General features: G+C 41.4%; 14 protein-coding genes and 1 other annotated feature. All 14 genes read right to left on the reverse strand.

The genetic code is table 11. From position 1 onward, the window contains the following. The 14 genes from P5Y91_RS00435 to P5Y91_RS00500 all read right to left on the reverse strand — a co-directional run bounded on the left by P5Y91_RS00435 (position 1) and on the right by P5Y91_RS00500 (position 22,101). The gene (locus P5Y91_RS00435) at positions 1-2,028 is read right to left on the reverse strand and encodes a glycosyl hydrolase family 28-related protein (protein WP_277838704.1); all 2,028 of its coding nucleotides are present in this window, start codon (positions 2,026-2,028) and stop codon (positions 1-3) included. Positions 2,029-2,218: 190 nt separating this feature from the next. Then, positions 2,219-3,997: an ABC transporter ATP-binding protein gene (locus P5Y91_RS00440; protein ID WP_155124870.1), complete on the reverse strand. Its 1,779-nt coding sequence runs from the start codon at positions 3,995-3,997 to the stop codon at positions 2,219-2,221. 13 nt (positions 3,998-4,010) lie between these two features. After that, positions 4,011-5,747, reverse strand: coding sequence for an ABC transporter ATP-binding protein (locus tag P5Y91_RS00445; RefSeq protein WP_155124869.1), 1,737 nt, complete (start codon positions 5,745-5,747; stop codon positions 4,011-4,013). Positions 5,748-6,081: 334 nt separating this feature from the next. Further along, a complete protein-coding gene (locus P5Y91_RS00450; RefSeq protein WP_003007430.1) occupies positions 6,082-6,531 on the reverse strand; it encodes a hypothetical protein in 450 nt (149 codons plus the stop codon). A gap of 108 nt (positions 6,532-6,639) precedes the next feature. Beyond that, complete coding sequence (locus P5Y91_RS00455; RefSeq protein ID WP_003007432.1) at positions 6,640-7,092, reverse strand: hypothetical protein; 453 nt, start codon at positions 7,090-7,092, stop codon at positions 6,640-6,642. A 150-nt stretch (positions 7,093-7,242) separates the two neighbouring features. Next, positions 7,243-7,686, reverse strand: a complete 444-nt coding sequence (locus P5Y91_RS00460; protein WP_003007434.1) for a hypothetical protein — start codon at positions 7,684-7,686, stop codon at positions 7,243-7,245. Between the two features lie 161 nt (positions 7,687-7,847). Then, positions 7,848-8,216: a 50S ribosomal protein L7/L12 gene (rplL, locus tag P5Y91_RS00465; RefSeq protein WP_003001622.1), complete on the reverse strand. Its 369-nt coding sequence runs from the start codon at positions 8,214-8,216 to the stop codon at positions 7,848-7,850. A gap of 75 nt (positions 8,217-8,291) precedes the next feature. Continuing rightward, positions 8,292-8,792, reverse strand: a complete 501-nt coding sequence (gene rplJ / locus P5Y91_RS00470) for a 50S ribosomal protein L10 (protein WP_003001722.1) — start codon at positions 8,790-8,792, stop codon at positions 8,292-8,294. A gap of 38 nt (positions 8,793-8,830) precedes the next feature. Then, positions 8,831-8,965: a sequence feature (ribosomal protein L10 leader region), on the reverse strand. A gap of 61 nt (positions 8,966-9,026) precedes the next feature. Further along, positions 9,027-9,824: a formate/nitrite transporter family protein gene (locus P5Y91_RS00475; RefSeq protein WP_003007437.1), complete on the reverse strand. Its 798-nt coding sequence runs from the start codon at positions 9,822-9,824 to the stop codon at positions 9,027-9,029. Between the two features lie 159 nt (positions 9,825-9,983). Beyond that, positions 9,984-10,688 carry a glucosaminidase domain-containing protein gene (locus P5Y91_RS00480; protein WP_003007439.1) on the reverse strand — a complete coding sequence of 235 codons (705 nt, stop codon included), beginning with the start codon at positions 10,686-10,688 and terminating at the stop codon, positions 9,984-9,986. Positions 10,689-10,837: 149 nt separating this feature from the next. Beyond that, positions 10,838-11,440, reverse strand: coding sequence for a ribosome biogenesis GTP-binding protein YihA/YsxC (gene yihA, locus P5Y91_RS00485; RefSeq protein ID WP_003007440.1), 603 nt, complete (start codon positions 11,438-11,440; stop codon positions 10,838-10,840). Positions 11,441-11,451: 11 nt separating this feature from the next. After that, positions 11,452-12,684 (reverse strand): ATP-dependent Clp protease ATP-binding subunit ClpX, encoded by a 1,233-nt coding sequence (clpX, locus tag P5Y91_RS00490; protein ID WP_045759487.1) that lies wholly within the window; start codon positions 12,682-12,684, stop codon positions 11,452-11,454. A 208-nt stretch (positions 12,685-12,892) separates the two neighbouring features. Continuing rightward, entirely contained in the window at positions 12,893-13,402 is a 510-nt protein-coding gene (locus P5Y91_RS00495) for a dihydrofolate reductase (RefSeq protein ID WP_049507821.1), read from the reverse strand. A 146-nt stretch (positions 13,403-13,548) separates the two neighbouring features. Continuing rightward, entirely contained in the window at positions 13,549-22,101 is an 8,553-nt protein-coding gene (locus tag P5Y91_RS00500) for a CshA/CshB family fibrillar adhesin-related protein (RefSeq protein WP_277838706.1), read from the reverse strand. Positions 22,102-22,186 lie beyond the last annotated feature (85 nt).

Here is a 22,186-nt window from a genome sequence, read left to right on the forward strand (position 1 = left end):
TTAAACCGTTTGACGTAACCCCATCATCCGGTAAAGGAATAAAGCACTCGGAGCCTTTAAAAAGCTCTTTTGCTTGGAATTTGTTGGTTTTAGAACATAGTTAGGTTTGACTGTTTTAGTGATTGTCTTTGCTTGTTTAAGATTCAGACCGGTTTGTTTTTTAGACGGTTGAACTTTCGATGGTTGAAGGGAAGCTTTCACTGCGCTTACTTGAAGGGGTTTTTCTTTCACTTTCAAGGCTTGTCCAGCTGATTTTGAAGTAGAGGCAGATAATCCTGCTTGAGCTGGATGAGAGAGTTGACTCATGGTTTGATTGTTACTGACTTCGACATGGTTTAGGATACCTCCATTTGGATTGAGGTGATCAGTCACACCTGTATCAAATGGCGCTACAAATACATTGTCCTCAATGGTGACATTTTTAATATCTCCATAGCGCGTTTCAACATCAATCGATCCACGATGCTTGTTGTAGATATCGCTCTTCGTCCCTGTACGCTCCAAGAGATTGTGGTGAACCCGAATTCCTTCTTCATTCAGATCAAAGTTATGACCCTTAAAGACAGTCGTCAAGCGAATTCCGGCATCCCCGATATTGTCTTTAATCCGATTGTAGGCAATCTCATGGCCTTTTCCACCAAAGATCCCAACACCACCAGCACGCCAACCAAGTTCAATCGTATTGTGCAAGAATTTATTGTTTTCTGCTACTGCTGATTCTGTTCCATCCGCAATACTTGACCAGCTGGCTAGTCCGTCATCTCCATTTCCACGAATACTAGAATTGCGGACAATCGAATTCTTAGTCCCTTGGGCAAAGTTGACTCCGTCAGCCAGGTTGTTTCGCAAACGGACATTTTCTACTACTAGACCATCTGTGTACTTCATATCATTTTTGCTAGCATAATCGCCAATCCACATGCCGACTTCAAAATGTTCAGCCCAAATATCGTGAATATGAGAATTCTTCCCTGGCGTTCCAGAAATGGCCTTGTACTGAGCGTTTTCACCATAGCGTGAACGAAGGTTGGAGGACAGATAGACATCGCTAAATTCAACATGGTTGTCTTGGTGAAGGAAGTCAAATCCACCGCCACCAGCTTGGTCACTAGTAAAATGCAGTTGGGTATGCCAGATACCAGCCCCTGAAATCTTCATATCGGAAGCATCGATACCGACTTTTCGATTGAGATTAAATCGCCCAGCTGGGATATAGACATTCTTTCCGGTTTGTTTAGCTTCATAAATCGCATCATAGAGGGCCTGGCTGTCATCAGTATCGTCGTTTGGCGTAGCTCCTTTAGAAACAATATTGATAGCGTTATCCCCTTGAGCAATCAGGTCTGGAGCTTGCTCAAATTCCACAAAGTCAAGACCATAATGGACGTCGTCTGACCTGTTTTTCACCAGTGAAACCACATCTCCTTTTTGAAGCTGAAGTCCTGGAAGGAGGCTGTGTACTTCATCAAATTGGAACCGAGCGCGTGTATCCGCCTGAGCACTATCATAAACACCTTTGTCATTCAAATACTGCCAGTTAGACGTAGATGAAAGATCCAATTGTTGAACACTGTGACCATTCACCTGAACATCGAGTTGTCCACTGGCTCCATCTGGTACCGTGTAGCGTACGGTTAAAGCATTGGCTGGTTCATTTACCTTAAAGGAGACACCATCTCCTTTTTCTTTTAAAGCGACATAAGTCTGATCAGAAGCTTCAATAGCTGTTGAGTGACTGTCTTGAGACTGCTCTACCTCTGCCTTTCCAAGGAGGTTCCCTTTGTCTGCCTCATAACGGGTGTAAGGCATAGATGCTCCATATTGGCTGGTATCTACTTGAGAGCTTGCGGGATCAGAAGTTGTCGCTTCTTGCCCTTGTGTTTGGACTTGTGCCTGCTCTCCAACTTGATCAGCTGCCACAGATTGTCCAGTTAAAAAACAAGCCCCCATGATCGCAATCACGACAGAAAAGACTCCAAGCTTAGACTTACGAATGCCAAAAATGATATCTTTGTTTAAATGATTCATGACACATTTCTCCTTATATTTTTTACAACGATTCTATCCTAATAAAAATTATCATGACAAACAAGGTGAATTGTGTGAATATTCTGTATCAATTTGTTGCAGAAATGTTAACCTTTTTATGTAGTAATAAAAGTGAGTAAGAAAAAAGAGGCTGAGAATGCTTTCTCAAACCTCTTTTGATGACACGAGCTTATTCCGCTTTTTTATTTGAAAATTGGCTATTGTAGAGCTCATAGTAGAATCCTTTATCTGCTAACAAGGATTGGTGATTTCCTTGCTCGATGATTTGGCCATCTTTGAGGACAAGGATTTTATCTGCTTCTTGAATGGTAGACAGGCGGTGAGCAATGACAAAGCTAGTCCGCCCTTTCATCAAATTCTTCATGGCTTTTTGAATCAAGAGTTCTAAACGCGTATCGACAGAAGACGTCGCTTCATCCAAAATCAAGATTTTAGGATCCGCTAGGAGCGCACGCGCAATGGTTAGGAGCTGCTTTTGCCCTAGAGAAATATTGCTAGACTCCTGGTTCATTTCCATATTGTAACCACCAGGGAGTGTCCGGATAAAGTGATCGACATTGGCTGCCTTGGCAGCTTCCACAATTTCTTCATCCGTTGCCTCGAGATTACCAAAGCGAAGGTTTTCTTTGATGGTTCCTTCATATAACCAAGCATCCTGAAGCACCATTCCGAATTGTTTGCGGTAATCTTGGCGAGATAGATGACGAATATCATGACCATCCACCGTAATCGATCCTGCAGTCACATCGTAAAAGCGCATCAGCAGATTAATCAGGGTTGTTTTCCCAGCTCCAGTCGGTCCGACAATGGCCACCATTTCACCTGGTTTGACTTCTAGGTTGAAATCACGAATCAAGGGTTTGTCCGCTACATATTGGAAATCAACGTTTTTAAAGCTAACTTGACCTGTCAAATCTCCAGAGAGGGTTTCTGTCACATCTGACACTTCATCTGGCTCATCCATAACTTGGAAAATCCGGTCTAGAGACGACTTAGCACTTTGTAGCTGTCCTGCCAATTGGGTCAAGTTTTGAATCGGTTGGTTGATTTGCCAAACATATTGAACGAAGGCCTGCATGTTCCCGACAGTCAAACGACCTGCTAACACTTGTAAGCCACCAAACAAAGCGATAATGAGATAGGTCAAATCTGAAATCCCATTTAATATCGGCATCATTAAGCCAGAAATGAAATTAGCCTTGAATCCTACTTTTTGAAGATGATGGGTAATATCATGAAACTCTTCCTGAGAAGATTTTTCCCGGACGTAGAGCTTAAGGACATTAAAGCCTGTTAAATTTTCTTGCACAAAGCCGTTCATTGCCCCCAAAACATCTGCCTGCTCTTTAAAGTAAGGCTGCGATTTTTTCATGATAAATCGAGCACTGAAATAAGTGATCGGAATGGACAAAATGACCACTAGCCCCAGCTGCATGTTTAAGTACAAGACCATGCTGATGACAAAGAGCAAGGTAAAGATAGCATTAACGATTTGTAAGAAGGACTGTTGCAAGGCATTCGAGACAGTTTCGACATCGCTAGTAAAACGTCCGAGCAAATCTCCGAACTGATGCCGGTCAAAAAAAGAAACGGGAATGTGATTGATTTTATGGGACAAATCATTTCGCATGTCCTGAACGGTCTTTTGAACAGCATTAGTCATGAAATAGTTGGAATAATAAGATCCCAACTCATAGAGGACCCCACGGAATAGATAGAGCGTCATAATGATCGCGATATAGGAGGTGTTAAGACCAGCTCCCGCAAGGCCTTTTGCCATATCCATGAGATTTTTTGTCAACTCAGTAATCGCAAGCCCCAAAACAAAGGGTTCGACAACACTCATGACGACACTCAGGATTTTTAAGAAAATGGACAAGCAAACTTCCAAGCGATAGGCTCTCAAATAAGTCCATAGTCTACTAAAACTGTTTTGTTCTTGTTTCATCTGCTTCTCCTTTCTATTCTTCTGTTAATGATGGACTATCGAGCTGCGAATTAGCAATTTCGCGATAGATCTCATTGCTTTCCATCAATTCATCGTGGGTTCCTCGACCAACGATTTCCCCTTGGTCCAAGACAATAATTTGATCCGCATCCATAATGGTTCCCACACGTTGCGCTACGATCAAGACGGTCGCATCTCCTGTAACTTCTTTGAGACGCTTCCGCAAAGTGGCATCCGTCTTGTAGTCCAAGGCAGAGAAGGAATCATCAAAAATAAAGACATCTGGATCTTTGACAACAGCACGTGCGATGGACAAGCGTTGTTTTTGACCACCTGAAAGATTGCTACCACCTTCTGCTAAATGCGTGTCGAAGCGTTCCTCACGGCTGTCGATAAATTCCTTGGCTTGGGAAATTTCAGCCGCTTGTTCTAGCTCTTGTACAGAGGCATCTTCTTTCCCATAACGAAGGTTTTCAGCAATGGTTCCTGTGAAGAGCAAGGCTTTTTGCGGAATAAAACCAATCTTTTGGCGAAGGGCTTTCAGATTGTAATCTCGTACATCCACACCATCCACCAAAATCTTTCCAAGTGTTACATCATAGAATCGAGGAATCAACTGCACAAGTGAAGATTTCCCAGATCCAGTCGACCCGATAAAGGCAATCGTTTCACCAGGTTTGGCCTGAAAAGAAATGTTGTGGAGAACCGGACTCTCTGTCTCACCTGGATAGGCAAAGGTGACATTGTCAAATTCCAAATAGCCACGAGATGCTGTCTCTGTTACACCATTCTCATTTGGATCAATCGAAATGGGCATGTCCATGATTTCCTTGAGCCGACGGCTAGAAACCGCAGTCCGAGGATATATGGTAAAGAGATTGGCTAAAAAGAGGAAAGATAAAAGCGCGTGGAAGCTATACTCAATAAAGGCAACCAAGTCCCCAATTTTCAAACTACCGTCATGAAGAGGATCCAAAGCAAACCAGACAATCGCCACAATCATAGCAATGATGATCTGCACAAATAGGGGTTCTGTCAAACCAGTTAGTTTGAACAATTTATTCGAGTTCTCTGCGTAGACTTCATTTTCAGCCGCAAATTTATCCTCTTGGAATTCTTCGCGGGCAAAGGCACGAATCACACGAAGTCCAGTCAAATTTTCACGTGCAAATTGATTCAGATGGTCCAGGGTCTTTTGTTGCTTCTCAGAAAGTGGACGTGTCTTGACTGCTACATACCAGACGACGACAGCAAGGAATGGTACAGATACCGCTACAATCCACGCTAAAGAAGGACTGGTTGTCAGAATCAAGAGAACACTGGAAACCATCATCAAGGGTGTGATGACCCCCATCTTTAACATAGAATCCGCAAACTGCATCAAAACAAAGGCATCTGAAGTCAAACGAGTGACCAATGACGATACCCCAATTTGCTCATACTCGCGATGCGAGTACTCCTGTAACTTAGCATAGAGGTCATTGCGCATATCGCGGACCATGGTGGTCGTTAGTTGACCAACCGCGTAAGACAAGATAATCCGTCCCACAATCCCAAGCAAAATAATCGCAAACATGACCCAGCCCCAGAAATACAATCGATCCACATCACGCGGGTTAATCCCCTCATCAATCATGCGAGCTAGAATCGTTGGCAAGCCCAAATTGACAATAACAAACAGGACCGCTGAAAATAGATTCAGGGCTAGCCACTTGGGATACTTTTTCAAGTAAGACCAAATATAAAGCATAGATGATTCTCCTTTTCCATAAATAATAACCTTGATCACACAGAAAAGAGGGAGCGAGACGAAATCATTTTCAAAGAAAATCATTCCTGCCCCAGTCCCATCTGTAGTCTCATTCATTATACCAAACTAGTCATAAAAGTAAAGCAAAAGAGAGTGGGACAGAAATCGGTAATTCGTTAGAATTCGATTTCGTCGTCCCACCTCCGCACAGTTGAGTAGGGCTGTAAAAGCTGATGAAATCAGCGTAGTAGAGCCCACTCAACCACTGCGTCTTGCTCGACAATCCAAAAATAATTGAGAGGCTAAGACTTTTGTCCCAGCCTCTTCAGTCGCTTTATTTTGTGCGTTTGAGTTTAGCATTTTTAAGAATCATAAGATCCCCTTGGTTGCTATTACTTAACTTAGAAAGATCAAATGTCAAATAGTCACCATCGACCTTATATGTAATCTTTTCTCCACTACCATCATTTGACGAGATTGTTTTCTCTTTTTGATTGATTTTGACATCATAAGATCGCTCATTCTTTTGACCAGCGACTTCACCCGCGATGCTGAGGGTTCCTTTAGAATCTTTGATCTTAATAGAAACTTCAAAATTAATAACGTCTCCAATAGACTCTAATTGACTACCTGATAAGCCCTGCTCTTCAAGAATTTTCTTGAGTTCAGTTTTTGTTGGTTTGTAGACATAAGTCCCATTATCACTTTTGGCACCACATGCCACCAAGAGGACTGCTGCAAAAACTGCAACGAAAGCTAAAAGAATACGTTTAATATTTTTCATAATCAATCTCCTAATGTATTTTATAATGAGATTTTACCACTATTTTCATACCGATTCAAGATGTTTTAAAGAAGAAAAAGAGCAGATCCCCTCTGCCCTTCTCTTGTATTATTTTGTACGTTTGAATTTAGCGTTTTTGAACATTTCCAAAGCGGCCTCATGACCTGAACTCTTTTCACCAGATAAATCAAAAGTGAACACATCGCCTGAAACTTTGTATTTAACCTTCTCACCTTCACCTGTTTTAGATTGAAGAGTTTTCTTTTGTTGGTCAACTTTCATATCAAATGATTGGTCAGTCTTTTGTCCCATCATTTCACCTTTAATTTTAAGGCTACCTGTTTTATCTTTAATGGTCACTGAAACTTCCAATTTAACATTGTCGATCAATGCATCTACACTTGAACTTGGAGCACCTTGTTCTTCAAGGATTTCCTTCACTTCAGTTTTTGATGGTTTGTAGACATAAGTCCCGTTATCACTTTTGGCACCGCATGCAACCAAGAGGACTGCTGCAAAAACAGCTACTACAGCCAAAAGAATACGTTTAAAGTTTTTCATAACTTCTCCTTTTTAGTTAGATTAACCCTATTATATCAACAATTCAGGCACACGGCAATGAAATATTACAATTGTAATACTCTTGTAATATATTTATCAACTAATATTAAAACGATTAAAAAGGCAGCATCCGTACCTACCTTCGCAAAATTATTTAACTTTTTTAAACTTAGCCATTTTTATATAGTTTACAAAAATATCAGAACCACTCGAGTTTGATTCTTTCACATCCATAAAGGTTAGCATATGATTAGAAATTTTATACGACATCTTTGTCCCACTGTCATCATTCTTCATTACAAATATTTTGTGTTTTTGGTCAACCTTAAAATCATAGGATTGATTGGTATTTTGAACATTTGATTTTATTTGAACCTTCATAACGCCTTCTTTGTCCTTAATGATAATCGAAACCCTAAATTTATAATCATCTGTAATGATATAAGCAAGTTGACTTGGTAGCATCTCCCTCACTTCTTCTGTTGAGGGTTCGAATGCATAAGTCCCATTATCACTTTTTGGACCACAGGCTACCAAGAGGACTGCTGCAAAAACAGCAACTAAAACCAAAAGAATCTGTTTATAATTTTTCATACCTTCTCCTTAGTTCATCGAATATCCCTATTATAACAACAATCTTGTCGTATCTCAATGAAATATTTGATGATACAGGGCTTGTAAAAATCATAAAAGAAAGAATGCACAAAAAAAAACCGAGGCCTAAACCTCGGTTTTGATTTTGATTGGAAACTCTATTATTTAAGAGTAACTGAAGCTCCAGCTTCTTCCAATTTACCTTTGATTTCTTCAGCTTCAGCAGCTGCAACACCTTCTTTGATGACACCAGGTGCACCATCAACAAGTTCTTTAGCTTCTTTAAGACCAAGACCAGTGATTTCACGTACAACTTTGATAACGCCGACTTTCTTGTCGCCTGCAGATGTCAATTCGATATCGAATGAATCTTTAGCAGCACCTGCGTCAGCAGCACCAGCTGCAGCAACAGCTACAGGAGCAGCTGCAGTTACACCAAATTCTTCTTCGATAGCTTTTACAAGGTCGTTCAATTCAAGGATTGAAGCTTCTTTAATTTCAGCAATAATGTTTTCAATGTTCAATGCCATTGTTATTTCCTCCAAATAAGTTTTAATTTTATGTTTTTATTTTTTTGTAGCTAGGCTACGCTGCGTAGCTTAAGATTAAGCTGCGTCTTCTTTGTTGTCTGCAACCGCTTTGACTGCAAGAGCAACGTTGCGCACTGGCGCTTGAAGTACAGAAAGGAGCATAGAAAGAAGTCCTTCGCGGTTTGGAAGAGTTGCAAGTGCAAGAATCTCTTCTTTAGATGCGACAGCGCCTTCGATTGCACCACCTTTAATTTCAAGTGCTTCAGCGTCTTTTGCAAAATCGTTCAAGATTTTCGCAGGTGCGATAACATCTTCGTTAGAAAATGCTACTGCAGAAGGTCCAACGAATACAGATGCAAGATCTTCAAGACCAGCTTTTTCAGCTGCACGACGCAAGATTGAGTTTTTGATAACTTTAAACTCAACTTCGCTTCCGCGAAGGTTGCGACGGAGAACTGTATCTTGCTCAACTGTCAAACCGCGAGAATCTACAACGACGATTGATGCAGCAGCTTTCATTTTTTCAGCTACCACGTCAACAAGTTCCGCTTTTTTAGCAATAATTGCTTCACTCATTAGTGTGTTCACCTCCGTAATTATTTTGCTTGGGGAATTTTTCCAAAAGAAAAACGCGCCCAAACCTAGACACGAAAGTACAATACGCTTCTTTTAATTGATACGTTTTGTCCTCGGTAGGATCTTTATGAGTCGAGCTCCCCTACTGTCTTAGGCAGTTTTTTCAAACCGTAGATTAGTTTATCATATATAAAAAAAGAATGCAAGTACTTTTGCAAACTTTTTTTATATTTTTTAATCGTTATAAAGACTCTTGATATTATTCAACCAAGCATAGGCTAGTCCCATTAGAACTCCTCCTCCTACCCAGTTGGCAAAGAAAGTCACGCAATAATGTCGTAAAATATTTAAAAACTCAAAATGCGGTAATTGGCTAGATACTGAATTAAAGCTTAATAATGAGAAGGAAGCAAAGTTTGCTGCCAAGTGTTCATTGGTCATAAAGACAAACATATAGATAGCTGAGAGGGCTAAGAGAACCTTGGCTGTTTCATCTTTGAAATATAGATAAGAAAGAATAGCAATATTTACGAAGATATTGGCAATAACTCCTTCAAAGAAAACCACTTGATTGCCTCGTTGGAGTTTATTTTCTGCTACCGTGGCTAGGAAACCTTTTGGATCGATATGTGCAAAGGCAGTTGTTTGATTGAAAAGAAAAGCGACGATTAAAGCACCAATTAAATTAAAGAAGGTACAATAAAGAAGAATTTCCAGCGCTTTCTTCCAATGAATTTTCTTTAGATAGGTACCCGCCGTCAAATACATCATATTTGAGGTGGTTAATTCCGCATTTAAGAATAGGAGATAAACCAAGCCCCAGGCAAAGATGAATGGAAATAGAAAACGACCAGATCCAGGTACAAAGGTATTTAATAAGTCTGCGGCAACTGCTCCGACCGCCGTACTTAAAGTAAGAAATCCTCCAGCAAAAATAGAACGGACTGCATAGCGCGTTTTAGATTTCTGATAGAGATCCTCTTTCTTATTACACGCCGCTCCTACTTTTTGAATGAAATTAGATTCAGACATAATATTCTCCTTATATAATGTTTGTGAATAAAATCATTATATCATAGAGAGAAAAGTTTGAAAAGGTTTTCAGGAAGAATTCTTGAATTTATAATATATACGTTTTAAATCATATACTGAGAAATAATAAAAAAACAGGCATTTGCCTGCTTTTCTTTTTTAATAGTTTAAACGGTTCGCCCAAGCGATATCCAAATTCAAGATTTCTTGTGAAGTGAACTGTTGACGATATGGATTGTATACCGAACCAGTGATACCACCCTGAACATTTGGTGAATCATATTGAGTCAAATTATAGGTTTCAATGATATGATTGAGCTTTGCGTAGTAGCTAGTATCTGTCGCATAAACACCTGTCAAAGCTGCTGTTGCGTCTTGATAACTTGATGTGTTACTCTTCCAAGCACCTGCAAAATGTCCTTGTTTCAAAACTGCTACATAGTCTTGCAATGATTCATAGTAAGATGGGTATGAACGGAAAGCATCATTAATCGTATACGCATTTCCAGCACCATCATCTTCCCAAGTTTGCATCACTGCAGATTGCCCAGCATAACTTCCTTTAATCCCAAAAAGGTTGTAGTGTGGATAGGAAGACAAACCAGACTGCCCTGATCCACTTTCCAAGATCGCTTGTGCAATCATAACTGAAGCATAAAGATCATTCTCTTGACCAAGCTGACGAGCTGACTCACCAATTTGTGAGATGAAAGCTTCAGTTGGGTCTGAGTATGCTTGGTAAGTTCCATCATTAGCACCAACTGATGTTACGTGCTCGCTCATAGCAGCAGCAAATGTCCCCACTGCTAATACAGAAACGAACAAACCAAATAATTTCGTTTTATTCCGTATTTTCTTTTTCATAATACAATTTATCTCCAATTAATTTTTTATCATCTTTTATCTTTATAGAGATTATACCATATAAATAGAAGAAAACAAAGCCACTTATATTACACTTCTATTACAATTGCGAGATAAATCCAAAACAAAAATGACATTTTCATGTCATTTCAATTTATTTCGTAAAACGCATTTTCCAAAATAGCATCCCATGACTTCTCTAGTCCTTCCTTGGTTACCGAAGAAAAGACAATGAAAGTGTCTGATGGATCAAAATCTAGTTTTTTCTTAATGATGGATTCATGTTTATTCCATTTTCCACGTGGAATCTTATCTGCCTTGGTCGCTACTAAGATCACAGGGATCTCATAATATTTTAAGAATTCATACATCTGAACATCATCAGCAGAAGGTTCATGACGAAAATCGACTAGGCTAACGACTGCTTTTAAGTTCTCACGACTGGTGAGGTATTCTTCAATCATCCGTCCCCACTTCTCGCGCTCTTTTTTAGAGACACGTGCATAGCCATAACCAGGTACATCTACCAAACGGAGTTTATCATCGATATTGAAGAAATTTAGCAATTGGGTTTTTCCTGGTTTACCAGATGTTCTGGCCAGGTTCTTTCGATTTAAGAGAGTATTAATAAAAGAAGACTTGCCGACATTTGATCGACCGGCAAGTGCAACTTCTGGAATCTCATCTTGAGGATAATGACTCTTATTTGCAGCGCTTAAGAGGATATCCGCATTATGTGTGTTAATTTCCATATTTTATCTTTCTAGGCTGTTTCAAGAACTGGTTTTTCTGTTCCGTCAACAGCTTCTTTTGTGATTCGGACAAGTTTTACATCTTCTTGACTTGGAATTTCAAACATGACATCCATCATGGTTTCTTCAATAATCGAACGAAGACCACGAGCTCCAGTCTTTCTTTCAATAGCTTTATTCGCAATCTCTTGAAGGGCTTCATCGTCAAATTCCAATTCAACATTATCATAAGAGAGCAAGGTTTGGTATTGTTTTACCAAGGCATTGCGTGGCTCTTTTAGAATACGGACAAGGTCGTCAACAGTCAATTGCTCAAGAGCCGCAAAGACTGGAAGACGTCCAATCAATTCTGGGATAATTCCAAATTTTTGAATATCTTCTGCTACAATTTCTTGCATGTAAGAGCTGGATTCATCGATGGCTTTATTGTTCTTACCGAAACCGATGACTTTTTCACCGAGACGTTGCTTAACAATTTCTTCGATTCCGTCAAAGGCTCCTCCTACGATGAAGAGAATATTCTTGGTATCCACTTGGATCATCTCTTGTTGAGGGTGTTTGCGTCCCCCTTGTGGTGGAACACTAGCGACGGTCCCTTCGATGATCTTCAAGAGAGCTTGTTGCACTCCTTCACCAGAGACGTCACGTGTGATAGAGACATTTTCACTTTTCTTAGCGATCTTATCAATTTCATCGACGTAGATGATGCCTCGTTCTGCACGCTCGATGTTGAAATCAGCTGCTTGAAGAAGTTTTAAGAGAATATTTTCAACATCTTCACCCACATAACCGGCTTCTGTCAAGGCTGTTGCATCAGCAATAGCAAATGGGACATTCAAGCTACGTGCTAAGGTTTGGGCCAAGAAAGTCTTACCTGAACCAGTAGGTCCAATCATGAGGATGTTTGATTTTTGCAATTCAACATCTGTCTCGTCTTCGCGCGTATCGTGGAAGTTAATGCGTTTGTAGTGGTTGTATACCGCTACAGCAAGGGCACGTTTAGCACGATCTTGACCGATGACATAGTGGTTCAAGATATTGAGCAATTCGATTGGTTTTGGAACTTCACTAAGGTCAGCAAGGACTTCTTCAGCAAGCTCCTCCCGGATGATTTCTTGAGCTAACTCTACACATTCATTACAGATAAACGCATTGTTTCCTGCAATGATTTTTTGGACTTCATCTTGACTCTTTCCGCAAAATGAGCAATAAACCATCATATCATTGTTTTGATTCGTTGGCATGTATTTCCTCTTTCTGTCATTTTCTGTTTCTATTTAGTTTAAAATAAGGTCATGTAAAAGGCGTGAATGGAATTCACAAGATTGGTAAAAGCATTTAGTAAGAATAAAATAGCGAGGCCAAACCGTTTTTTACGAAAGGTTTGTAAGGCGCAAATCAAACAGATGACACATAGGACAGCTGTAAAAAAACCAAAGACACTTCGCTCCATTAGTCTAAATCCTTTCTCTTATAATAGTTGACCGTAAAATCATATGGATTTTTCTCATCTTTCAGATGGGGAACTTGACGGACCTTTTCATAACGTTTCTCATCAAATTTTGGTGCCAATGTATCGCCATCAAGCGTTGCATGAATCATGGTCTGGATCAACTCTTCTAACTGATCAGAGAAAAGCCTTAAAATCTGACTGCCTCCAATAATGTAAAGATTCTTCTCTTGGTTCTGATACCACTCTAAGACTTCTTCTTTGCTATGCATGACGAGTACAGCATCATTTTCAGAATCATAAGCCTGATCTTGCGTTAAGATAATGCTAGTCCGACCTGGTAGAACCCGTTTTTTCATACCATCAAAGGTCACTCTTCCCATAAGAATCGCTTGCCCCATGGTCGTTTCTTTGAAATGCTGAAGCTCAGCTGGCAAATGCCAAGGCATGACTTGGTCCTTCCCAATAATGCCATTTTCAGTTTGAGCCCAGATACCAATTATCTTTTTCATTCTCTCATCCTTTACACTGATACTTCTATTTTATCAAATTTTCTTATAAAAGACTGATTTCAACTATCTAGTTTGGAGGATATTTTTTTAAATACAAACAGAAAAAACCGCGAGAATTTCGCGGTTTTTCTTAGCCACAAGTTAGCTTAGTCTTCTTTTTTGCGTTTTGCAAATCCGAATAATGAGAGACCTGCTAAAGCGCTAAAGATTGCAAGACCAGCAGTAGAAGATTCTTTTGTTCCTGTGTTTGGAAGTTGTGCAGTAGGATTTTGTGGATCAATATACTTCACTTCTTCTTTCGTTTCTGGAACGACAGGAATCGTTGGTTCTTCTGGTTTTGGTTGTGGAGTAGGTTGTGGTTGTGGTTCTGGTGTTGGTTGCGGTTGTGGAGTAGGTTGTGGCTGTGGCTCTGGTGTCGGAGTTGGATCCGGCATTGGAGTTGGTGTCACAGTCTTCTTGTAGATATGTTGAGTGTTTCCATCTTTATCTACAACAGTCTTCACGAAGTCATAACCTGGGATATCCTTCTTCGGTTGCTCCCCATCTTCTGTTGGGTTACCTGGGATTGGATCCCCATTTTCGTCTACATATGAAGTTGTAACTTTTTCATAGACGTGTTCAGTATCACCATTAGGCAATTTCTTCGTTTCCACAAAGCGGTAACCTGGAATTTCAGCTTTTGGTTCTTCGCCATCAACTGCAGGATATCCTGGGATTTCCTTACCTTCTTTATCAACAAACTTAGTGATTGGAAGGACAGTTGGTGTGTAAGTTGCAGAAGCTTTGGTTCCGTTCACATCTTCGCGAACCACTGTTACAGCTGGTGCAGTTCCAGTGAATTCAGGTTCTGGTGTGAAGGTTACGGTTCCGTCTGCTGCTACAGTGTATGTACCAACACCTGGAATTGTCTTCGTAGTTGAACCATCTTCAAATGTTGCTGGAACTTTGTCATTCATTGGTACACGGCTATCACCTTCTGTGAAGGTTGGTTTGCCTGTTTGGGTTTGACCCTTCTTACCAATTGAAGTAACTGATTCTGCAGTTGGTGTAACTGGTGTTACTGTTGGTGTGTAAGTAGCGGTTATTGGTGTACCGTTCTTATCAACACGTTTCACGGTTACGCCTGTACCTGTTCCTGTGAATGATTTTTCTGGTACAAAGGTTACGGTTCCGTCTGGAGAAACGGTGTAAGTTCCTTCTCCTGGAATAACTTTAGTAGTTGATCCATCTTCAAAGGTTGCAGGCACATCATCATCCATTGGTACACTTGGGTTACCAGGCGTGAAGCTTGGTTTACCTGTTTGGGTTTGACCTTGGATATCTGTAGATGTTGCAGGATCAGCTGTTGGTGTAACAGGCGTTACGGTTGGTGTGTAAGTTGCGGAAGCTTTTGTTCCGTTCTTATCTTCACGAACCACTGTCACTGCTGGTGCAGTTCCAACAAATGATTTCTCTGGTACAAATGTCACTGTTCCGTCTGGGGCTACTGTGTAAGTACCAACACCTTCAACTGTCTTCGTAGTTGAACCATCGTCAAATGTTGCTGGAACATCGTCGTTCATTGGTACACGGCTGTCGCCTTCAGTAAATACAGGTTTACCTGTTTGAGTTGCACCTTGCACATCAGTAGATACTGCTGGACTTGCAGTTGGTGTAACAGGCGTTACGGTTGGTGTGTAAGTTGCGGAAGCTTTTGTTCCGTTCTTATCTTCACGAACCACAGTTACAGCTGGTGCAGTTCCGACGAATGATTTTTCAGGTACAAATGTCACTGTTCCGTCTGGGGCTACAGTATAAGTACCAACACCTTCAACTGTCTTCGTAGTTGAACCATCGTCAAATGTTGCTGGAACATCATCGTTCATTGGTACACGGCTGTCACCTTCAGTAAATACAGGTTTACCAGTTTGAGTTGCACCTTGCACATCAGTAGATACTGCTGAAGTTGCAGTTGGTGTAACAGGTGTTACAGTTGGTGTGTAAGTTGCAGTAACTGGAGTACCGTTCTTATCAACACGTTTCACTGTTACGCCTGTACCTGTTCCTGTGAATGATTTTTCTGGTACGAAGGTTACGGTTCCGTCCGGAGCAACTGTGTAAGTTCCTTCTCCTGGAATAACTTTTGTTGTTGAACCATCTTCAAAGGTAGCTGGTACATCATCATCCATTGGGATTGCAGGGTTACCAGGTGTGAAGCTTGGTGTACCTGTTTGTGTTTTACCTTGGATATCTGTCGATGTTGCAGGATCAGCAGTTGGTACAACTGGAGTGATCTTCGGTGTGTAAGTTGTCTCAGCAACTGTTCCGTTTGTATCTTTACCTTGAACCTTAACTGGAACAACATCACCTGAGTAAGATTTATCCGTTGGTGTGAAGGTCACAACACCTGTTTCTTTATCAACAGTGAAGGTACCGATCACATCACCTGCTGGTGATTTAGCAACTACAGATTCTGCTGGCTGACCATTTTCGTCTAGAAGAGTAATGGTATCCTTGTCGATTGGTGCAACTGGGTCACCTTCAGTGAAGGTTACAGTTCCAGTTTGAACCACACCTTGAGGAGCTTCTGATTCAGCTGGACTTGCTGTTGGTGTTACCGGTGTCACAGTTGGTGTGTACTTAGCAGTAACTGGAGTACCGTTCTTATCGACACGTTTCACCGTTACGCCTGTACCTTCTCCTGTGAATGATTTTTCTGGAACAAAGGTTACGGTTCCGTCTGGAGCAACAGTGTAAGTTCCTTCACCAGGAATAGTCTTGGTTGTTGAGCCATCTTCAAATGTTGCAGGTGTATCATCATCCATTGGAACATTTGGATTACCTGGTGTGAAGGTTGGTGTACCTGTTTGCGTTTGACCTTGTTTGTCAGTAGATGTTGTATCTTCTGCAGTTGGTGTAACTGGTGTTACGGTTGGTGTATAAGTCGCAGAAGCTTTTGTTCCGTTCTTATCTTCACGAACCACTGTTACGGCTGGTGCAGTTCCAACGAATGATTTTTCTGGTACAAAGGTTACTGTACCGTCTGCTGCTACCGTGTATGTACCAACACCATCTACAGTCTTCGTAGTTGATCCATCATCGAAGGTTGCTGGAACATCATCGTTCATAGGTACACGGCTGTCACCTTCGGTGAATTTAGGTTTACCAGTTTGAGTTGCACCTTGGATATCTGTTGATTCAGCTGGTGTTGCTGTTGGTGTTACTGGTGTCACAGTTGGTGTGTACTTAGCTGTGATTTCAGTACCGTTCTTATCCACGCGTTTCACTGTTACGCCTGTAGCAGTTCCAGTGAATGATTTTTCTGGTACGAAGGTTACGGTTCCATCTGGAGCAACAGTATATGTTCCTTCACCATCTACTGTCTTAGTGGTTGAGCCATCTTCGAAGGTAGCTGGAGTATCTTCATCGATTGGAACATTTGGATTGCCTTCCGTGAAGGTTGGTTTACCAGATTGTGTTTGACCTTGAATATCTGTCGATGTAGCATCTTCAGAAGTTGGAACAACCGGAGTAATCTTCGGTGTATAAGTTGTTTCAACTGTAGTTCCATTTGCATCAGCTGCTTGAACCTTAACTGGGACAACATCCCCTGAATAAGATTTATCTGTTGGTGTGAAAGTAACTACACCTGTATCTTTATCAACTGTGTATGTACCGATCACATCACCTGCTGGTGATTTCGCTTCTACTGATGCTGCTGGTTGACCATTTTCATCAAGAAGAGTAATCGAATCCTTGTTAATTGGAGCTACTTCATCACCTTCAGTGAAGGTTACAGTGCCAGTTTGAACAAGACCTTGAGGTCCAGTAGATTCAGCTGGTGTTGCAGTTGGAGTTACTGGAGTTACAGTTGGTGTGTATGTTGCAGAAGCTTTAGTTCCGTTCTTATCTTCACGAACAACTGTTACGGCTGGTGCTTTACCTGTGAATGATTTTTCAGGAACAAAGGTTACAGTTCCGTCTGCTGCTACTGTGTAAGTACCAACGCCATCAACTGTCTTAGTTGTTGAACCATCATCGAAGGTTGCTGGAACATCATCGTTCATTGGCACACGGCTGTTGCCTTCAGTAAATACAGGCTTACCTGTTTGGGTTTGACCTTGCTTACCTGTTGTTTCAACTGGTGTCGCTGTCGGTGTGACAGGAGTTACAGTTGGTGTATAAGTTGCAGAAGCTTTGGTTCCGTTCTTATCTTCACGAACAACCGTTACGGCAGGTGCTTTACCTGTGAATGATTTTTCAGGAACAAAGGTTACAGTTCCGTCTGTTGCTACTGTGTAAGTACCAACGCCATCAACTGTCTTGGTAGTTGAGCCATCGTCAAATGTTGCTGGAACATCATCGTTCATTGGCACGCGGCTGTCGCCTTCAGTAAATACAGGCTTACCAGTTTGTGTAGCACCTTGGATATCAGTTGTTTCAGCTGGTGTCGCAGTAGGTGTTACTGGAGTTACAGTTGGTGTGTACGTTGCAGAAGCTTTAGTTCCATTCTTATCTTCACGAACAACAGTTACGGCTAGTGCTTTACCTGTGAATGATTTCTCAGGGACAAAGGTTACAGTTCCGTCTGCTGCTACTGTGTAAGTACCAACGCCTTCTACTGTCTTGGTAGTTGAACCATCGTCAAATGTTGCTGGAACATCTTCATTGATTTCTACTGTTTTCTCAACGCCATCAACTGTTACGGTTCCACCCTTGAATTCAGGTTTACCTTTTTGAGTTGCACCTTGAATGTCAGTTGTTTCTGCTGGAGTTGCAGTTGGAGTCACAGGTAATACAGTTGGTGTGTATGTTGCAGAAGCTTTGCTTCCGTTCTTATCTTCGCGGACAACGGTCACGGCTGGTGCAGTTCCGACAAATGATTTCTCAGGAACAAATGTCACAGTTCCATCTGATGCTACTGTGTAAGTACCAACACCTTCAACGGTCTTAGTTGTTGAGCCGTCGTCGAATTTTGCTGGAACGTCTTCATTGATTTCAACAGTCTTCTCAACATCATCAACAGTCACTGTTCCACCCTTGAATTCAGGTTTACCAGTTTGTGTAGTACCTTGGATATCTTCTGTTTCAGCTGGTGTAGCTGTTGGTGTTACTGGAACGATTTCAGGTGTGTAGGTTGTATCCACCTTGATACCGTTTGAGCTTTCAGCTTGAACTTTGGCTGGTGTGACTGCGCCAGTGTATGACTTGTCTGATGGAGTAAAGGTTACTTGACCAGTTGTAGGATCGATTGAGTAAGTACCGATTTCAGTCGTACCATCAGCAGCATAAGCTGGCGTACTTGTCACTTCATTGCCATCATTATCCAAAAGCGTATAGCTATTTTCTTTAATCGTAATAGCTTTATCTTCACCATTTACTTGAACAGTTTTTCCTGCAAAGGTTGGTGTACCTGTTTGAGTAGCACCTTGGATATCTTTTGAAGTTGCAGGGCTTGCTGTTGGAACAGCTGCTACAACCGTTGGTGTGTAAGTTGCATCAGATGTGATGGTTGCTGTCTTACCGTCTGCATTGGTAATCGTCGCAGTCGCTTGAACGGTCACACCAGTTGCAGTTCCCACAAAGTCTTTTTCAGGTGTGAAGGTCACTGCGCCTGTAGTAGGATCGATTGTATATGTTCCTTCACCTGCTACTGTCACAGTTGTTTCATCAGTCGGTTGACCAGTTGCCGGATCCACCAATTTCTTGCTAGTGATTTGGGCAGTCTTGTCGCTACTCAAATCAAAGGTTGGTGTTTGGGTTTGAGGAACATTTTGTACATCCGCAGAAACCTTATCTGTAGGAGTCACTGTGATTGGAGTAACAGTTGGTGTGTATTTAGCTGTAGCAGTCTTGATGTACTCCTCTTGAACCTTACCATTTTTATTGCGTCCAACTGGCGCTGATAATGTAACTTCCACACCTTTGGCAGTACCAGTAAAGCTTGGTTCTGGAGTGAAGGTTACTTCACCAGTTGTAGGATTGATAGTGTAAGTTCCTTCTCCTGCTACTGTTACAGATGTCGCATCAATAGTACGACCAGTTGCTGGGTCTACCAACTTAGCAGGATATTCTGCACTTGGGGTGATGGAAATCTTGTCACCTTTTGCGTTAGACGCAGTTGTGTTAAAGGTTGGTGTTTCTTTTTGAGTCGCACCTTGAATATCTTTAGAAGTCTTGTCAACTCCTTCAATGTCAATCGGTGTTACAGTTGGAACATATTGACCATCCATAGTATTTAATTGGCCATTCACATTAGGTTCGCTGTCTGGGAATTTTGTTGACCAACCAGTATCATAGCCATTATTATCTGAACGACGGATAGAAATACCATCAGCTGTTCCTAGGAAGTTGTCCTCAGGAATAAACTCAACATCTACATCTTTACCTTTAGCAGTAATCTTGTACTTACCTTGTCCTTGAACGACGTAGTAACCGTCCGCATCAAGAGTTGCACGGTTACCATCTTTATCAACGATGTATGGTGCTACAGTTTCGTCGATGACAGCCTTAGAATCGCGTTCATACTTGTGCTCTCCACGTGCTGTAAAGGCAACAGTTGCTGATTGTTTCGTACCTTGAGGGCCACTTGTTTCCTTAAATTCTCCTTTTGGTGGGTGGGTGATTTGAGTCTTGAAGTCTTCTACTTCACCTGAGAAGGCCATGCCAGTTGGGCTTTCGATTTCGTTCGCTTTCTTAGCAATACGAACACGAGCACCTAACTCTTTAACGCTTGGGTCGACGTAAGTCTTGCTGTTTGCAAAGGTCAACTCAACAGTGCCATCTTGTGTGATTGTAGCGAGATTTGAGCGTTCATCCTCATCAAATTTACCATTTTGGTTAAAGTCTACCCAACCATAGATATGTGCTTCTGAAGCTCCATCTGTATGGGCTTGAACTGCCAGTTTGTAGTTCCCTGGGCGTGTACGGTCCATCTTGATCATCTCATTGGTTGTGCCTTTGAGATCATCTGGAAGCAATTGGTTGATTCCTTCATCGGCCGTAGTTGCCTTATCATCACCGAACCAGTCAAGAACAGTATTCTCATCCATATCCGGGCTCACGTTACCAAGATACGGTTGATTTACTTTAGCACCCGTTACACCATCTACAGTTGCAATAGTATGTACTGCCTTACCATATGACTCAGGCGCATCCCCTTCATCAAGTGGGAAGAATCCAAGCATAGCAGACTGTTTACCACCTGAAGCGATATAAAGTCCAACTTCAGAAGCCCCACGTGTCATCACGAGTGGAACTGTTCTAGTTCCTTCAGAAATGTTTGGTCCAAAGATACCGGTTCCTAGACCACCCGTAACTTTGTCAGGATTTCCAAAGTATTTCCAAGCTACTGGTTTCTTTTCTGGTCCAACTTCAGTAGATCTACGAAGTTGGTTTAAGTTGGTATTATTAAATTTAGGATTAGGTCCAAAAAGATTTTCAGTATCTTGTGGTTCATAAGTTACAGAAGTTTTGGGTCTGGTAAACTTTTTCCATTCTCCAATATGCTGCCAACCTTCTCCATTGGTAGTAAACATAACTAATTCACCTGGGTTAGCAGACTCCCCATCAGCCATAACAATAGCTGGCTTAACTGTCTTGCCACGGAAGGTTGCAGAGATTTCAAACTGAACTCCAATATTTCCACCATTCAAAGCTGAACTTATGGTAGTCTTCTTGGTTTTCGTATCAATATTCTCAAATCTGATTTCAGTCCAATTATTTTGGGCATCAGCGACGATTTTGGCTTCTTCACCATTGTTAAAAGCTTGCTTAGCAGCATTTGAAGTGACTCCACTTACATAACCATTTTTTGCATTTGGATCATAGGTTGCTTTTTCAGCTTCTGTAGCCCCTTGATTTTCCATCCGTTTCTTATAGATTTCAGTCGCTTGGAAAGGTTTCAAGGATTTGACTTTTACAGTAACTACATAACCAGGCATGATTTCCTTGGTATAGGTAGACCCAACTTGAAGAGCCAATTTTTCTTCTAAGTTCTCAGTTGGTTTAACTTCACTTTTAGGAACTAATACTGTAGTAGTTCCTGTCCAGTTAGCTACATCTCCAAAGTCCAACCAAGTAATCTGGCTAGCCATAGATTTGGCATCAAGATCTGTTGTAAAGCCAGGCTTTTCAACTTTTGGAGTAGAAGTTGCATCTTCTACATCATCCCCAATCAAGCTTTCGTCATTAGGGTCACCAATCGCACGGCGAGTACGGCGACGGCCTCTTGTTTCCTCTGTTGAAGGTGTATTAGTAGTTGCTGGTGCTTCGACACCTGTCGCAATTTCCTCTTTTTTATCTGCAGTTGTTGAAGCTGCTTCTGCGGCCTTGTTTTCTGGTGCAACAACTTCCAATCTTGGTGTTTCGGAAGTAGCTACTGCAGTTGATGTTGCTGATGCTGCTGTACTTGTGCTACTTGCTTCGCTAGTTAAAGCTGCGGTTGAAGTTACAGCTGGGGCTGCTTCATAAGTTGTTGCAGCTGTGCTAGTTGTTTCAGCTGTTGATGTTGCTGAAGTAGCTGTTGACGTCGCTGGCGCTTCTGACACTGTTGCAACTGCTGCTACACTATCACTGCTTGTATCTGTCTTTTCTTCAGCGGCTGCACTTGCGGCTGTCCCAACCATGACAAGTGTTCCCAAAAGTACTGAGCAAACACCCACATTCAATTTACGAATTGAGAATCTGCTAATACGATCATTAAATAAGTCTTTCCCCATCTAATGGACCTCCATATTTATCTATAAATTAACATTCTTTTTTAAATTGTTTAGTTTTTCCAAACCTTATCTATTTTAACAAAAC

This window comes from Streptococcus taoyuanensis, assembly GCF_029589235.1.
Taxonomy (GTDB): Bacteria; Bacillota; Bacilli; order Lactobacillales; family Streptococcaceae; genus Streptococcus; species Streptococcus taoyuanensis.

What these genes read in the sequence shown, in the direction of transcription:
- P5Y91_RS00435 (WP_277838704.1), bottom strand. Translation starts at nt 2,028, where the DNA reads ATGAATCATTTAAACAAAGATATCATTTTTGGCATTCGTAAGTCTAAG.
- P5Y91_RS00440 (WP_155124870.1), bottom strand. Translation starts at nt 3,997, where the DNA reads ATGAAACAAGAACAAAACAGTTTTAGTAGACTATGGACTTATTTGAGA.
- P5Y91_RS00445 (WP_155124869.1), bottom strand. Translation starts at nt 5,747, where the DNA reads ATGCTTTATATTTGGTCTTACTTGAAAAAGTATCCCAAGTGGCTAGCC.
- P5Y91_RS00450 (WP_003007430.1), bottom strand. Translation starts at nt 6,531, where the DNA reads ATGAAAAATATTAAACGTATTCTTTTAGCTTTCGTTGCAGTTTTTGCA.
- P5Y91_RS00455 (WP_003007432.1), bottom strand. Translation starts at nt 7,092, where the DNA reads ATGAAAAACTTTAAACGTATTCTTTTGGCTGTAGTAGCTGTTTTTGCA.
- P5Y91_RS00460 (WP_003007434.1), bottom strand. Translation starts at nt 7,686, where the DNA reads ATGAAAAATTATAAACAGATTCTTTTGGTTTTAGTTGCTGTTTTTGCA.
- rplL (WP_003001622.1), bottom strand. Translation starts at nt 8,216, where the DNA reads ATGGCATTGAACATTGAAAACATTATTGCTGAAATTAAAGAAGCTTCA.
- rplJ (WP_003001722.1), bottom strand. Translation starts at nt 8,792, where the DNA reads ATGAGTGAAGCAATTATTGCTAAAAAAGCGGAACTTGTTGACGTGGTA.
- P5Y91_RS00475 (WP_003007437.1), bottom strand. Translation starts at nt 9,824, where the DNA reads ATGTCTGAATCTAATTTCATTCAAAAAGTAGGAGCGGCGTGTAATAAG.
- P5Y91_RS00480 (WP_003007439.1), bottom strand. Translation starts at nt 10,688, where the DNA reads ATGAAAAAGAAAATACGGAATAAAACGAAATTATTTGGTTTGTTCGTT.
- yihA (WP_003007440.1), bottom strand. Translation starts at nt 11,440, where the DNA reads ATGGAAATTAACACACATAATGCGGATATCCTCTTAAGCGCTGCAAAT.
- clpX (WP_045759487.1), bottom strand. Translation starts at nt 12,684, where the DNA reads ATGCCAACGAATCAAAACAATGATATGATGGTTTATTGCTCATTTTGC.
- P5Y91_RS00495 (WP_049507821.1), bottom strand. Translation starts at nt 13,402, where the DNA reads ATGAAAAAGATAATTGGTATCTGGGCTCAAACTGAAAATGGCATTATT.
- P5Y91_RS00500 (WP_277838706.1), bottom strand. Translation starts at nt 22,101, where the DNA reads ATGGGGAAAGACTTATTTAATGATCGTATTAGCAGATTCTCAATTCGT.